This window comes from Pseudomonas marvdashtae, assembly GCF_014268655.2.
In the GTDB taxonomy this organism is placed as follows: Bacteria; Pseudomonadota; Gammaproteobacteria; order Pseudomonadales; family Pseudomonadaceae; genus Aquipseudomonas; species Aquipseudomonas marvdashtae.
In genome coordinates, this window is the sequence record NZ_JABWQX020000001.1 from 1,480,986 (window position 1) to 1,495,563 (window position 14,578).

Here is a 14,578-nt window from a genome sequence, read left to right on the forward strand (position 1 = left end):
GGTTCGCAGCCTATGACCACCGAAGCGAAGCCAAGTGCCATGATGGCCGCAAAACAAGCGCGAACGGGGCGCAATAGTAGCGGGACGATACACGTAGCGATGTGGTGGCGGCTAGTGATCTTGCGTCGTGCTCGGCTCAGGCATGCAAGATTTGATCGAAATTGGCGGGCTGGAGCACCTGGGATGGCCTGCTGGCCTACTGATGTCGTTTCTCGTTGCCTCAACGTCGCAGGCAGAGCAGGTTCCAGATCGGCACGGGTTGATGATCGACGGGTCAGTACTCCGCTGGCGTTCGGACCGGTTTGCAGGCGAGCGTGATGGGGGCGCTGTGCACCATAACAATACGTTGACGCTGCTCGGCATCCGCCGGGCGCAGCACTTTCGGGGAAGTAACGATGAAGATGCGACGACTCTTGGGCGCAGGTGCCGCACTGGTACTTGCGATCAGCTCCACCCTGGCCAGCGCCGAAACCAAAACCCTGAGCATTGGCTACGTTGACGGCTGGTCCGACAGCGTCGCGACCACCCATGTGGCCGCCGAAGTGATCAAGCAGAAACTCGGTTATGACGTGAAGCTGCAAGCCGTGGCGACCGGGATCATGTGGCAAGGCGTGGCCACCGGCAAGCTCGATGCGATGCTCTCGGCTTGGCTGCCAGTGACCCACGGCGACTATTGGACCAAGAACAAGGATCAGGTGGTCGACTACGGCCCGAACTTCAAGGACGCTAAAATCGGCCTGATCGTGCCGGAGTACGTCAAGGCCAAGTCGCTCGAAGACCTGAAGACCGACGACTCCTTCAAGAAACGCATCGTTGGCATCGACGCCGGTTCAGGCGTGATGCTCAAGACCGAACAGGCGATCAAGGACTACGACCTGACCGGTTATCAACTCAAGGCCAGTTCCGGCGCCGGCATGATTGCCGAGCTGACCCGTGCCGAGAAGAAGAACGAATCCATCGCGGTCACCGGTTGGGTTCCGCACTGGATGTTCGCCAAGTGGAAACTGCGCTTCCTGGAAGACCCGAAGGGCGTCTATGGCGCGGCTGAGACTGTAAACAGCATCGGTAGCAAAGGCCTGGAAGCCAAGGCGCCGGAAGTGGTCGCGTTCCTGAAGAAGTTCCAGTGGGCTTCGAAGGATGAAATCGGCGAAGTGATGCTGGCGATCCAGGAAGGTGCCAAGCCTGACGCCGCCGCCAAGGACTGGGTCGCCAAGCACCCGGACCGCGTGAAGGAGTGGACTGGCAAGTAATCGGCCTGGTCTAGCTGTTACACAAAAACCGCATGGCCTTGGGTCATGCGGTTTTTTTACGCTCGCAGTTCCTCGGTTTTCCGTCCTCATGCAAACCGTCATGTCGTTCTAATACTAAGGTCGTCTGGAACCTGGCCTTGAGCCGCATAGAGTAGCGTTGTTCCAACTTAATCTGTGCTGCGAGGATAAAAACAATGAACGACAGCATTTACCTCTCGATTCAAAACAGCCCGCGCTTCAAGGAGCTGGTGAGAAAGCGAGAGAAGTTCGCCTGGATTCTCTCGGCGATCATGCTTGGCTTGTATTCCGGCTTCATTCTCCTGATTGCTTACGGGCCCCACATACTGGGCGCAAAGATCAGTCCCGAGTCGACAATCACCTGGGGAATACCTATCGGTGTTGGCCTGATTCTCTCGGCATTTGTCCTGACCGGCATTTACGTACGACGCGCCAACGGCGAATTCGACGACCTGAACAATGCGATTCTCAAGGAGGCTCAGCAATGATCCGGCGTCTACTGGCTCTATTGAGTGTCGCAGCGTTTGCACCGGGTGTCTGGGCGGCTGATGCCGTGGCGGGTGCCGTGCAGAAACAACCTCTCAACGTCGCGGCTATCCTGATGTTCGTGGCCTTCGTCGGCGCGACCCTGTACATCACGTACTGGGCCTCGAAGAAAAACAACTCGGCGGCCGACTACTATGCGGCCGGCGGCAAGATCACCGGCTTCCAGAACGGCCTGGCAATCGCGGGCGACTACATGTCGGCGGCGTCCTTCCTGGGCATTTCCGCGTTGGTGTTCACGTCCGGTTATGACGGCCTGATCTACTCCATCGGCTTCCTGGTGGGCTGGCCGATCATTCTGTTCCTGATCGCCGAGCGCCTGCGTAACCTGGGTAAATACACCTTTGCCGACGTGGCGTCCTATCGCCTCGGGCAAACCCAGATTCGCAGTCTGTCCGCCTGCGGCTCGCTGGTGGTGGTGGCGTTCTACCTGATCGCGCAAATGGTCGGTGCCGGCAAGCTGATCCAGCTGCTGTTCGGCCTGGACTACCACGTCGCGGTGATCCTGGTCGGCATCCTGATGTGCCTCTATGTGTTGTTCGGCGGCATGCTGGCGACCACTTGGGTACAGATCATCAAGGCGGTGCTGTTGCTGTCGGGTGCTTCGTTCATGGCCTTGATGGTGATGAAGCACGTCAACTTCGACTTCAACATGCTGTTCTCCGAGGCGGTAAAGGTTCACGCCAAGGGTGAGGCGATCATGAGCCCCGGCGGCTTGGTGAAGGATCCGATTTCGGCCTTCTCCCTGGGCCTGGCGCTGATGTTCGGTACCGCTGGCCTGCCACACATCCTGATGCGTTTCTTCACCGTGAGCGACGCCAAGGAAGCGCGCAAGAGCGTGCTGTACGCTACTGGCTTCATCGGCTACTTCTACATCCTGACCTTCATCATCGGCTTCGGCGCGATCCTGCTGGTCAGCACCAACCCGGCCTTCAAGGACGCGGCGGGTGCCTTGCTGGGTGGTAACAACATGGCGGCGGTGCACCTGTCCAACGCGGTTGGCGGCAGCATCTTCCTGGGCTTCATCTCGGCGGTGGCGTTCGCGACCATCCTGGCGGTGGTAGCGGGCCTGACCCTGGCGGGTGCCTCGGCGGTGTCCCATGACCTGTATGCCAGCGTGATCAAGAAAGGCAAGGCCAACGAGAAGGATGAGATTCGCGTCTCGAAAATCACCACCATCTGTCTGGCGGTGCTGGCGATCGGCCTGGGTATCCTGTTCGAGAAGCAGAACATCGCGTTCATGGTGGGCCTGGCTTTCTCTATCGCGGCGAGCTGCAACTTCCCGGTACTGCTGCTTTCGATGTACTGGAAGAAGCTGACCACCCGTGGCGCCATGATTGGCGGCTGGCTGGGCCTGGTCAGTGCGGTGGGCCTGATGGTGCTCGGTCCGACCATTTGGGTGCAGATCATGGGTCACGAGAAGGCGATCTTCCCGTATGAATACCCTGCGCTGTTCTCGATGATCATCGCCTTTGTCGGCATCTGGTTCTTCTCCATCACCGACAAGTCGGCTGCAGGCGCCAATGAGCGGGCGTTGTTCTTCCCGCAGTTCGTGCGTTCGCAGACTGGCCTGGGTGCGAGTGGGGCGGTTAACCACTGAGATGACTTGAAGGCTGCTGATTAGGGCCTTTGTCTAACGAAATACCCCGGTCGAGAGGCCGGGGTATTTTTGTTTGGGCGGGTTATCACCACGCTTTGAAGGGATAAACAAGGGTAGAAACAAAACAGCCCCTGCTCTTATATAAGAAGCAGGGGCTGTTTCAGTGCTGCGTAGGATCTATTGCAAGGCAGGCCTTACTTGCGATCTTCCAGCTTGGTGATGTCGCGCGACTTGTAGCCGGTGTACAGCTGGCGAGGGCGGCCGATCTTGTACGGGCTGGAGAGCATTTCCTTCCAGTGGGAGATCCAGCCGACGGTCCGCGCCAGGGCGAAGATCACGGTGAACATGCTGGTTGGAATGCCGATCGCCTTGAGGATGATCCCCGAGTAGAAGTCGACGTTCGGGTACAGCGAGCGCTCGATGAAGTACGGGTCGGTCAGGGCGATCTCTTCCAGGCGCATGGCCAGTTCGAGTTGCGGATCGTTCTTGATCCCCAGTTCCTTGAGCACTTCGTCGCAGGTCTGCTTCATCACGGTGGCGCGTGGGTCGCGGTTCTTGTAGACCCGGTGACCGAAGCCCATCAGCTTGAACGGATCGTTCTTGTCCTTGGCCTTGGCGATGAACTTGTCGATGTTCGAGACATCGCCGATTTCATCGAGCATGGTCAATACCGCTTCGTTCGCACCGCCGTGGGCAGGGCCCCAGAGTGCGGCGATACCGGCGGCAATGCAGGCGAACGGGTTGGCACCCGACGAACCGGCCAGGCGCACGGTGGACGTTGAGGCGTTCTGCTCGTGATCGGCATGGAGGATGAAGATCCGGTCCATGGCCTTGGCGAGCACCGGGCTGATCGGTTTGATCTCGCACGGGGTGTTGAACATCATATGCAGGAAGTTTTCTGCATAGGTCAGGTCGTTGCGCGGGTACATCATGGGCTGGCCCATGGAGTACTTGTAGACCATGGCTGCCAGGGTTGGCATCTTCGCCACCAGGCGGATCGCGGAGATTTCGCGATGCTGGGGGTTATTGATGTCCAGGGAGTCGTGGTAGAAGGCCGAGAGGGCGCCGACAACGCCGCACATGACGGCCATCGGGTGGGCATCGCGACGGAAACCGTTGAAGAAGGTCTTCAACTGTTCGTGAACCATGGTGTGGTTCTTCACGGTGCTGACGAACTGGGCCTTTTGCTCTGCGGTCGGCAGCTCGCCGTTGAGCAGCAGGTAGCAGGTTTCCAGGTAGTCCGATTTTTCAGCCAGTTGTTCGATCGGATAGCCGCGGTGCAGCAGGATGCCGTTGTCGCCGTCGATATAGGTGATTTTCGACTCGCACGAAGCGGTCGACATGAAACCTGGGTCAAAGGTGAAACGGCCCGTGGCCGTCAGGCCCCGTACGTCGATTACATCGGGACCAACGGTGCCGGTTAAAATGGGCAGCTCGACGGGGGCTGCGCCCTCGATGATCAACTGCGCTTTTTTGTCAGCCATGTGGCCTCCTATTAATGCTTGGAATCATCAGACAGACCCCCCACGCAGGGCCCGCACCACTATAGTGAGATAAATCCGAATGTCAATTTGCCTAAAGTCTTGCTCCAGAAGGCTTTAACCGGACTTTTTCCGCGAAATTGACTGCCATTTACGCCTTTTATGGCGCTTGTGCAATGCGCTATTAGGGGAAGGTGAACGCGTTGTCATTAGTAGCCTAACTGTCTATACTCGGCCACCGACCGCCAGGGGCTTTTGGGCCTGCTTTCTTGGGGGTCGTCACTCCCTGGGTGGTGAGTACCTGACCAGTGCGCGCCCCAACAACTTTGCCCTGATTGTTAGGGGCTCTTCAGTGTGAAAAATAAGCCGTGAAAAGCCAACGACCTGTAAACCTAGACCTAAGGACCATCAAACTCCCAGTCACTGCTTACACGTCCATTCTTCACCGTATTTCCGGTGTCATCCTCTTCGTCAGCCTGGCCATCATGCTTTACGCATTGGACAAGTCGCTCGATTCGGAAGAAGGCTTCGGTCAGGTGAAAGCGTGTCTGACCAGTCCGCTAGCCAAGCTAGTGATTTGGGGCATCCTGTCCGCCTTGCTGTATCACCTGGTAGCCGGCGTGCGCCACTTGATCATGGACATGGGCATCGGTGAGACGCTGGAAGGCGGCAAGCTGGGCTCGAAAATCGTTATCGCCGTTTCGGTGGTGGTAATCGTTCTGGCAGGAGTCTGGATATGGTAACCAACGTCACGAACCTTTCGCGTTCGGGCCTTTACGACTGGATGGCCCAGCGTGTGTCTGCGGTCGTTCTCGCGGCTTATTTCATTTTCCTGATCGGATATGTAGTAGCCAACCCCGGCCTGGGCTACGCCCAATGGCACGAACTGTTTGCAAACAACTGGATGCGTATCTTCAGTCTGCTGGCACTTGTTGCACTGGGCGCTCACGCCTGGGTCGGCATGTGGACCATCGCCACCGACTACCTGACGCAAATGGCGTTCGGCAAGTCGGCGACTGCCGTACGTTTCCTCTTCCAGGCAGTATGCGGCGTTGCGATGTTCGCTTACTTCGTCTGGGGTGTGCAGATTCTCTGGGGTATCTGATTCATGGCTAACATTCCAACGATTTCTTTCGACGCCATCATCATTGGTGGTGGCGGTGCCGGCATGCGCGCAGCGCTGCAACTGGCACAGGGTGGTCACAAGACTGCCGTGATCACCAAGGTGTTCCCGACCCGTTCGCACACCGTTTCCGCCCAGGGCGGCATCACTTGCGCCATCGCTTCGGCCGACCCGAACGATGACTGGCGCTGGCATATGTACGATACCGTCAAGGGTTCCGACTACATCGGTGACCAGGACGCTATCGAGTACATGTGCCAGGAAGGCCCGGCTGCTGTTTACGAGCTGGACCACATGGGCATGCCGTTCTCGCGTACCGAACAGGGTCGTATCTACCAGCGTCCTTTCGGTGGCCAGTCCAAGGACTACGGCAAGGGCGGCCAGGCCGCACGTACTTGCGCGGCGTCCGACCGTACCGGTCACGCACTGCTGCACACCCTTTATCAGGGTAACCTGAAAGCCGGTACCGTGTTCCTGAACGAGTACTACGCTGTCGACCTGGTGAAGAATCAGGACGGCGCTTTTGTCGGCGTGATCGCGATCTGCATCGAAACCGGCGAAACCACCTACATCCGCGCCAAGGCCACCGTACTGGCTACCGGCGGCGCAGGCCGTATCTACGCGTCCACCACCAACGCCCTGATCAACACCGGTGACGGCGTCGGCATGGCACTGCGTGCTGGCGTGCCGGTGCAAGACATCGAAATGTGGCAGTTCCACCCGACCGGCATCGCCGGCGCCGGCGTGCTGGTCACCGAAGGTTGCCGCGGTGAAGGTGGTTACCTGATCAACAAGCACGGCGAGCGTTTCATGGAGCGTTATGCGCCGAACGCCAAGGACCTTGCCGGTCGTGACGTCGTGGCTCGTTCGATGGTTAAAGAGATCATCGCCGGTAACGGCTGTGGCCCGAATGGCGACCACGTGATGCTCAAGCTCGATCACCTGGGCGAGGAAGTGCTGCACAGCCGCCTGCCTGGTATCTGCGAGTTGTCCAAGACCTTCGCTCACGTCGACCCGGTCGTTGCGCCTGTTCCGGTCGTTCCAACCTGCCACTATATGATGGGCGGCGTTGCCACCAACATTCATGGCCAGGCGATCACCCAGAACGCCGAAGGCGTGGACGAAATCATCCCTGGCCTGTTCGCGGTGGGTGAAGTGGCTTGCGTATCGGTCCACGGTGCCAACCGCTTGGGCGGCAACTCACTGCTCGACCTGGTGGTCTTCGGCCGTGCTGCCGGCCTGCACCTGGAAAAAGCCCTGACCGACGGTATCGAATACCGCGACGCCAGCGACACCGATATCGATGTGGCACTCAAGCGTCTGGCTGGCCTCAACGAGCGTACCGAAGGCGAAGACGTCGCCACCCTGCGTCGCGAGCTGCAAAGCTGCATGCAGAACTACTTCGGTGTGTTCCGTACCGGCGAATACATGCAGAAGGGTATCGCCCAGCTCGCACAATTGCGTGAACGAATTGCCAACGTGAAGATCAACGATAAGTCGCAGGCGTTCAACACTGCCCGTATCGAAGCGCTGGAATTGCAGAACCTGCTGGAAGTGGCCGAAGCCACCGCCATCGCGGCTGAAGTGCGTAAAGAGTCCCGTGGTGCCCACGCCCGCGAAGACTATGAAGACCGTGACGACGAAAACTGGCTGTGCCACACCTTGTACTTCCCGGGTGATAAGCGCGTGACCAAGCGTGCCGTGAACTTCTCGCCGAAGACTGTTCCGACTTTCGAACCAAAAGTCCGGACTTATTAAGGGTGACCGCTATGTTGCAAGTCAGTGTTTATCGCTACAACCCTGATCAGGACGCTGCGCCGTTCATGCAGGACTTCCAGGTCGATACCGGTGGTAAAGACCTGATGGTGCTGGACGTGTTGGCCCTGATCAAAGAGCAGGACGAAGGTTTCTCGTATCGTCGCTCGTGCCGCGAGGGCGTTTGCGGCTCCGACGGCATGAACATCAACGGCAAGAACGGCTTGGCCTGCATCACGCCGCTGTCGGCCGTGGTCAAGGGCAACAAGCTGATCGTTCGCCCGCTGCCAGGTCTGCCGGTCATCCGTGACCTGGTCGTCGATATGAGCATCTTCTACAAGCAATACGAGAAGGTGAAGCCATTCCTGCAGAACGACACGCCGGCTCCGGCCATCGAGCGTCTGCAGTCTCCGGAAGAGCGTGAAAAGCTCGACGGTCTGTACGAGTGCATCCTGTGTGCCTGCTGCTCGACCTCGTGCCCATCCTTCTGGTGGAACCCGGACAAATTCCTGGGCCCGGCCGCCCTGCTGCAAGCGTATCGCTTCCTGGCAGACAGCCGCGACACCAAGACGTCCGAGCGTCTGGCCGCACTGGATGACCCGTTCAGCGTATTCCGCTGCCGCGGGATCATGAACTGCGTCAACGTCTGCCCGAAAGGCCTGAACCCGACCAAGGCCATCGGTCACGTACGTAACATGCTGCTGCAAAACGGCGTGTGATTCAGCTGCTGTACCCGTAGAACCGCTGTACCCGTAGAGGCGAGGGCGTGGGCTTCAACCCACGTCCTGGCTATAACCAGAACAGCCACTCACAAAGTGGCAGTTCTTATTTTGAAGAAATGAGACAAGCAGGGGCATCCGGGCTGGTACCCGGACTATCAGCGTGATCCTAAGTGGCTTGTTTTAGTCGCTGCACTCGGACTTCTGCAAGTTTGCTCGGTGTTTTCGCCGATGGTGTTCCCCAAATCGAGGGTGACCAAGCATGCAAGAAAGCGTGATGCAGCGCATGTGGAACAGTGCCCACCTCTCCGGTGGTAACGCTGCCTATGTGGAAGAGCTCTACGAGCTCTACCTGCACGACCCTAACGCTGTGCCAGAAGAATGGCGCACCTACTTTCAGAAGTTGCCAGCTGACGGTAACTCTGCCACTGATGTTTCGCACTCGACGATTCGCGATCATTTCGTGCTGCTGGCAAAGAACCAGCGCCGCGCCCAACCGGTGTCTGCCGGCAGCGTGAGCTCCGAGCATGAAAAGAAGCAAGTTGAAGTACTGAGACTGATCCAGGCCTACCGGATGCGCGGCCACCAGGCAGCCCAGCTGGACCCGCTGGGGCTGTGGCAGCGTCCTGCACCTGCAGACCTGTCGATCACTCATTACGGCTTGACCAATGCCGATCTTGATACGACCTTCCGTGCCGGCGACCTGTTCATCGGCAAAGAGGAAGCGAGCCTACGCGAAATTCACGAAGCGTTGCAGCAGACATATTGCCGCACCATCGGCGCTGAATTTACGCACATCACCGATTCCGAGCAGCGCCAGTGGTTCCAGCAGCGTCTGGAAAGCGTTCGTGGTCGTCCGGCTTACTCCGCGGATATCAAGAGTCACTTGCTCGAGCGCGTCACCGCCGGTGAAGGCTTGGAGAAGTACCTGGGCACCAAGTACCCGGGCACCAAGCGTTTCGGGCTGGAAGGCGGTGAAAGCCTGATTCCAATGCTCGACGAGCTGATCCAGCGTTCCGGTTCCTACGGCACCAAGGAAGTCGTCATCGGCATGGCCCACCGTGGCCGCCTGAACGTACTGGTCAACACCTTCGGCAAGAACCCGCGCGAGCTGTTCGACGAGTTCGAAGGCAAGAAGAAGGTCGAGCTGGGCTCCGGTGACGTGAAATACCACCAGGGCTTCTCGTCCAACGTGATGACCACAGGTGGCGAAGTGCACCTGGCCATGGCGTTCAACCCGTCCCACCTGGAAATCGTTTCCCCGGTGGTCGAGGGTTCGGTCCGCGCCCGTCAGGATCGTCGCAACGACCCGACCGGCGAGAAGGTGCTGCCGATCTCCATCCACGGTGACGCGGCATTCGCCGGTCAAGGCGTGGTCATGGAAACCTTCCAGATGTCGCAGACCCGCGGTTTCAAGACCGGCGGTACCGTGCACATCGTGATCAACAACCAGGTCGGTTTCACCATCAGCAACCCGCTGGACTCGCGTTCCACCGAGTACGCTACCGACGTCGCGAAAATGATCCAGGCGCCGATTCTCCATGTGAATGGCGATGACCCGGAAGCCGTGCTGTTCGTGACCCAGTTGGCCATCGACTACCGCATGCAGTTCAAGCGTGACGTGGTAATCGACCTGGTCTGCTACCGCCGTCGCGGCCACAACGAGGCCGACGAGCCAAGTGGCACCCAGCCGCTGATGTACCAGCAGATCGCCAAGCAGCGCACCACCCGTGAGCTGTACGCCGAGCGCCTGACCCAAGGCGGCGTCCTGGATGCCGCGCGCGTCCAGGAAAAAGTCGATGAATATCGCAACGCCCTGGACAACGGCCTGCATGTGGTAAAGAGCCTGGTCAAGGAGCCGAACAAAGAGCTGTTCGTGGACTGGCGTCCGTATCTGGGCCACGCCTGGACCGCTCGTCACGACACGCGTTTCGACCTCAAGACCTTGCAAGAGCTGTCCGCCAAGCTGCTGGAAATTCCGGAAGGCTTCGTGGTCCAGCGCCAGGTTTCGAAAATCTACGAAGACCGGCAGAAGATGCAAGCCGGTGGCTTGCCGATCAACTGGGGTTACGCTGAAACCATGGCGTACGCGACCCTGGCGTTCGAAGGCCACCCGATTCGCATGACCGGTCAGGACATCGGTCGCGGTACGTTCTCGCACCGTCACGCTGTCTTGCACAACCAGAAAGACGCGGGTACCTACATCCCGCTGCAAAACCTGTACAAGGGCCAGCCACGTTTCGACCTGTACGATTCGCTGCTGTCCGAGGAAGCCGTCCTGGCGTTCGAATATGGCTATTCCACCACCGAGCCGAATGCGCTGGTGATCTGGGAAGCCCAGTTCGGCGACTTCGCCAACGGTGCCCAGGTGGTCGTCGACCAGTTCATCACCAGCGGCGAGCACAAGTGGGGTCGTCTCTGCGGCCTGACCATGCTGTTGCCACACGGTTATGAAGGGCAGGGGCCGGAGCACTCTTCGGCACGTCTGGAGCGTTACCTGCAACTGTGCGCCGAGCACAACGTCCAGGTTTGCGTACCGACGACCCCCGCGCAGATCTACCACCTGCTGCGTCGTCAAGTCATCCGTCCGCTGCGCAAGCCGCTGATCGTGCTGACCCCCAAGTCGCTGTTGCGGCACAAGCTGGCGATTTCCACGCTCGAAGACCTGGCCGAAGGCTCGTTCCAGACCGTTATCTCGGAAATCGATACCCTGGACGCGGCGAAGGTGACTCGCCTGGTCCTGTGCAGCGGCAAGGTCTACTACGACCTGCTGGAAAAACGTCGTGCCGAAGGCCGCGAAGACATCGCCATCGTGCGTATCGAGCAGCTTTACCCGTTCCCGGAAGAGGACCTGATGGAGGCCATCGCGCCTTACACCAATCTCACCCACGCGGTGTGGTGTCAGGAAGAACCGATGAACCAAGGCGCGTGGTACAGCAGCCAGCATCACCTGCGTCGCAGCATCGGCAACCATAAGAAGGGCCTGGGCCTGGAGTACGCCGGTCGTGATGCCTCCGCTGCACCTGCGTGTGGTTATGCGTCGATGCACGCCGAGCAGCAGGAAAAACTGCTGCAAGATGCCTTCACTGTTTAACGCCTTCGCGCTGACTGAAACCGAATTTTAAGGACCCACAGAAATGGCTATCGAAATCAAAGCCCCGTCATTCCCGGAATCGGTTGCCGATGGCACCGTTGCCACCTGGCACAAGAAACCAGGCGAGGCCGTCAAGCGTGACGACCTGATCGTCGACATCGAGACCGACAAGGTCGTGCTGGAAGTATTGGCCGAAGCTGACGGCGTGCTGGGCGCAATCATTGCCGAAGAGGGCGCTACCGTCCTGTCGAACCAGGTCCTGGGCTCGATCGAAGAGGGCGGCGCTGCCGCTGCCGCTCCAGCCGCCGCTGCACCGGCTGCCGCTCAGGCTGCTGCGCCTGCTGCTTCGGGCGAAGACGATCCAGTCGCTGCACCTGCTGCTCGCAAGCTGGCTGAAGAGAACGGCATCAACATCGCTTCCGTTGCCGGCACCGGCAAGGGCGGCCGTGTGACCAAGGAAGACGTAGTAGCCGCCGTTGCCGCCAAGAAAGCCGCTCCAGCCGCAGCACCGGCCAAGCCTGCCGCGCCAGCCGCCGCTGCTCCGGTGTTCGCTGCCGGTGACCGCGTTGAAAAGCGCGTTCCGATGACCCGCCTGCGTGCCAAAGTTGCCGAGCGTCTGGTTGAAGCCCAGTCGAACATGGCGATGCTGACCACGTTCAACGAAGTCGACATGACCGAAGTCATGGCGCTGCGTTCGAAGTACAAGGATCTGTTCGAGAAGTCTCACAACGGCGTACGCCTGGGCTTCATGTCGTTCTTCGTCAAGGCTGCCACCGAAGCGCTGAAACGCTTCCCGGCCGTCAACGCGTCGATCGACGGTTCCGACATCGTCTACCACGGCTACGCCGACATCGGTGTTGCGGTCTCCAGCGACCGTGGCCTGGTGGTTCCGGTACTGCGCAACGCCGAACTGATGAGCCTGGCCGAAATCGAAGGCGGCATCGCCACCTTCGGCAAGAAGGCCCGTGACGGCAAGCTGTCCATCGAAGAGATGACCGGCGGTACGTTCACCATCACCAACGGTGGTACATTCGGTTCGATGATGTCGACCCCGATCGTCAACCCGCCACAAGCGGCTATCCTGGGCATGCACAACATCCTGCAGCGTCCGATGGCGATCAATGGCCAGGTCGTGATTCGCCCGATGATGTATCTGGCATTGTCCTACGATCACCGCCTGATCGACGGCAAAGAAGCCGTGACGTTCCTGGTGACCATCAAGAACCTGCTTGAAGATCCGGCTCGTCTGCTGCTGGATATCTGATTTTCGCCGCGAGGGCCGGTCTGTTGACCGGCCTCTTGTTGTAACAACCGGTTTCGTCCCTCGACGGTCACCACAAGTGACCGTCCGGTTTGATTCGAAAAGGAATGACTCATGACTCAGAAATTCGACGTGGTAGTGATTGGTGCGGGCCCTGGCGGCTACGTAGCGGCCATCAAGGCTGCGCAACTGGGCCTTACCACTGCCTGCATCGAGAAATACACCGACAAGGAAGGCAAACAGGCCTTGGGCGGTACTTGCCTGAACGTCGGTTGCATTCCATCCAAGGCGCTGCTGGACAGCTCCTGGAAGTACAAGGAAGCCAAGGAAAGCTTCAATGTTCACGGTATTTCCACCGGTGAAGTGAAAATGGACGTTGCTGCGATGGTTGGCCGCAAGGCTGGCATCGTCAAGAACCTGACCAGCGGTGTCGCCACCCTGTTCAAGGCCAACGGCGTCACCTCGATCCAGGGCCACGGCAAGCTGCTGATGGGCAAGAAAGTCGAAGTGACCAAGCCGGACGGCTCGGTTGAAGTGATCGAAGCTGAAAATGTCATCCTGGCGCCAGGCTCGCGTCCGATCGACATTCCACCGGCTCCAGTCGACCAGAATGTGATCGTCGATTCCACCGGCGCCCTGGAATTCCAGACCGTGCCAAAACGCCTGGGCGTGATCGGCGCTGGCGTGATCGGCCTCGAGCTGGGTTCGGTATGGTCGCGCCTGGGCGCTGAAGTGACCGTGCTCGAAGCCCTCGACACCTTCCTGATGGCCGCTGACGCCGCCGTCTCCAAGGAAGCGTTCAAGACCCTGACCAAGCAAGGCCTGGACATCAAGCTGGGCGCTCGCGTGACCGGCTCCAAGGTCAACGGCGAAGAAGTCGTGGTGACCTACACCGATGCCAACGGCGAACAGACCATCACTTTCGACAAGCTGATTGTAGCGGTCGGCCGTCGTCCGGTGACCACTGACCTGCTGGCTGCCGACAGCGGCGTGGAAATCGACGAGCGCGGCTTCATCCAGGTGGACGATCAATGCGCCACCACCGTACCGGGCGTCTTCGCCATCGGTGACGTGGTTCGCGGCATGATGCTGGCGCACAAGGCTTCCGAGGAAGGCATCATGGTTGTCGAGCGCATCAAGGGCCACAAGGCCCAGATGAACTATGACCTGATCCCATCGGTTATCTACACTCACCCGGAAATCGCATGGGTAGGCAAAACCGAGCAGGCCTTGAAAGCCGAAGGCGTTGAAGTTAACGTCGGCACCTTCCCGTTCGCCGCCAGTGGCCGCGCCATGGCAGCCAACGATACCGGTGGTTTCGTGAAAGTCATCGCCGATGCCAAGACGGATCGCGTACTGGGCGTTCACGTCATCGGCCCGAGCGCTGCAGAGCTGGTTCAGCAAGGCGCAATCGGTATGGAATTCGGCACTAGCGCTGAGGATCTGGGCATGATGGTCTTCTCCCATCCGACCCTGTCCGAAGCCTTGCACGAAGCGGCCTTGGCCGTAAATGGCGGTGCCATCCACGTGGCCAACCGCAAGAAGCGTTAATAGACAATAAGAAACCACGGCGGTATGGCCCGTCGTGAGCCTTGCGAGCAAGACTCACCGCGGAATATCCGCTGGACGCAGCCTTGCGTAGCTGCACCGGTTGACCGGAAAGCTACGCAAGCAGCAGTCACAGGTGGTGCGGCACCAGAACGGTGCAGCACCGAATGCGCAGTACCTAACGAA

The 14,578-nt window shown here is 59.3% G+C and carries 11 protein-coding genes; 10 read left to right on the forward strand and 1 reads right to left on the reverse strand.

The annotated features are described in order from the left end of the window. Window positions 1-395 precede the first annotated feature (395 nt). The 3 genes from HU742_RS06855 to HU742_RS06865 all read left to right on the forward strand — a co-directional run bounded on the left by HU742_RS06855 (window position 396) and on the right by HU742_RS06865 (window position 3,411). Window positions 396-1,250: a glycine betaine ABC transporter substrate-binding protein gene (locus HU742_RS06855; protein ID WP_186611592.1), complete on the forward strand. Its 855-nt coding sequence runs from the start codon at window positions 396-398 to the stop codon at window positions 1,248-1,250. A 194-nt stretch (window positions 1,251-1,444) separates the two neighbouring features. Then, window positions 1,445-1,756, forward strand: coding sequence for a DUF485 domain-containing protein (locus HU742_RS06860; RefSeq protein WP_186636180.1), 312 nt, complete (start codon window positions 1,445-1,447; stop codon window positions 1,754-1,756). Further along, on the forward strand, window positions 1,753-3,411 hold the full coding sequence (locus HU742_RS06865) for a cation acetate symporter (protein ID WP_186636183.1): 1,659 nt from the start codon (window positions 1,753-1,755) through the stop codon (window positions 3,409-3,411). The genes HU742_RS06860 and HU742_RS06865 overlap by 4 nt, the downstream gene beginning before the upstream one ends. 194 nt (window positions 3,412-3,605) lie before the next feature. Here the strand turns inward: HU742_RS06865 and gltA are convergent, their stop codons facing one another. Continuing rightward, window positions 3,606-4,895 (reverse strand): citrate synthase, encoded by a 1,290-nt coding sequence (gene gltA, locus HU742_RS06870; RefSeq protein ID WP_186636186.1) that lies wholly within the window; start codon window positions 4,893-4,895, stop codon window positions 3,606-3,608. A 365-nt stretch (window positions 4,896-5,260) separates the two neighbouring features. Between gltA and sdhC the strand changes: the two genes are divergently transcribed. The 7 genes from sdhC to lpdA all read left to right on the forward strand — a co-directional run bounded on the left by sdhC (window position 5,261) and on the right by lpdA (window position 14,395). Then, on the forward strand, window positions 5,261-5,635 hold the full coding sequence (gene sdhC / locus HU742_RS06875) for a succinate dehydrogenase, cytochrome b556 subunit (RefSeq protein ID WP_024780620.1): 375 nt from the start codon (window positions 5,261-5,263) through the stop codon (window positions 5,633-5,635). Next, a complete protein-coding gene (sdhD, locus tag HU742_RS06880; protein ID WP_003179222.1) occupies window positions 5,629-5,997 on the forward strand; it encodes a succinate dehydrogenase, hydrophobic membrane anchor protein in 369 nt (122 codons plus the stop codon). The genes sdhC and sdhD overlap by 7 nt, the downstream gene beginning before the upstream one ends. A gap of 3 nt (window positions 5,998-6,000) precedes the next feature. Continuing rightward, on the forward strand, window positions 6,001-7,773 hold the full coding sequence (gene sdhA, locus HU742_RS06885; RefSeq protein WP_186611588.1) for a succinate dehydrogenase flavoprotein subunit: 1,773 nt from the start codon (window positions 6,001-6,003) through the stop codon (window positions 7,771-7,773). A gap of 11 nt (window positions 7,774-7,784) precedes the next feature. Further along, on the forward strand, window positions 7,785-8,489 hold the full coding sequence (locus HU742_RS06890) for a succinate dehydrogenase iron-sulfur subunit (protein ID WP_039594133.1): 705 nt from the start codon (window positions 7,785-7,787) through the stop codon (window positions 8,487-8,489). 262 nt (window positions 8,490-8,751) lie between these two features. Next, complete coding sequence (locus tag HU742_RS06895; protein WP_186636189.1) at window positions 8,752-11,583, forward strand: 2-oxoglutarate dehydrogenase E1 component; 2,832 nt, start codon at window positions 8,752-8,754, stop codon at window positions 11,581-11,583. Window positions 11,584-11,626: 43 nt separating this feature from the next. Next, on the forward strand, window positions 11,627-12,847 hold the full coding sequence (odhB, locus tag HU742_RS06900; protein ID WP_186643759.1) for a 2-oxoglutarate dehydrogenase complex dihydrolipoyllysine-residue succinyltransferase: 1,221 nt from the start codon (window positions 11,627-11,629) through the stop codon (window positions 12,845-12,847). A 111-nt stretch (window positions 12,848-12,958) separates the two neighbouring features. Continuing rightward, on the forward strand, window positions 12,959-14,395 hold the full coding sequence (gene lpdA / locus HU742_RS06905; RefSeq protein WP_186636194.1) for a dihydrolipoyl dehydrogenase: 1,437 nt from the start codon (window positions 12,959-12,961) through the stop codon (window positions 14,393-14,395). Window positions 14,396-14,578: the final 183 nt, after the last annotated feature.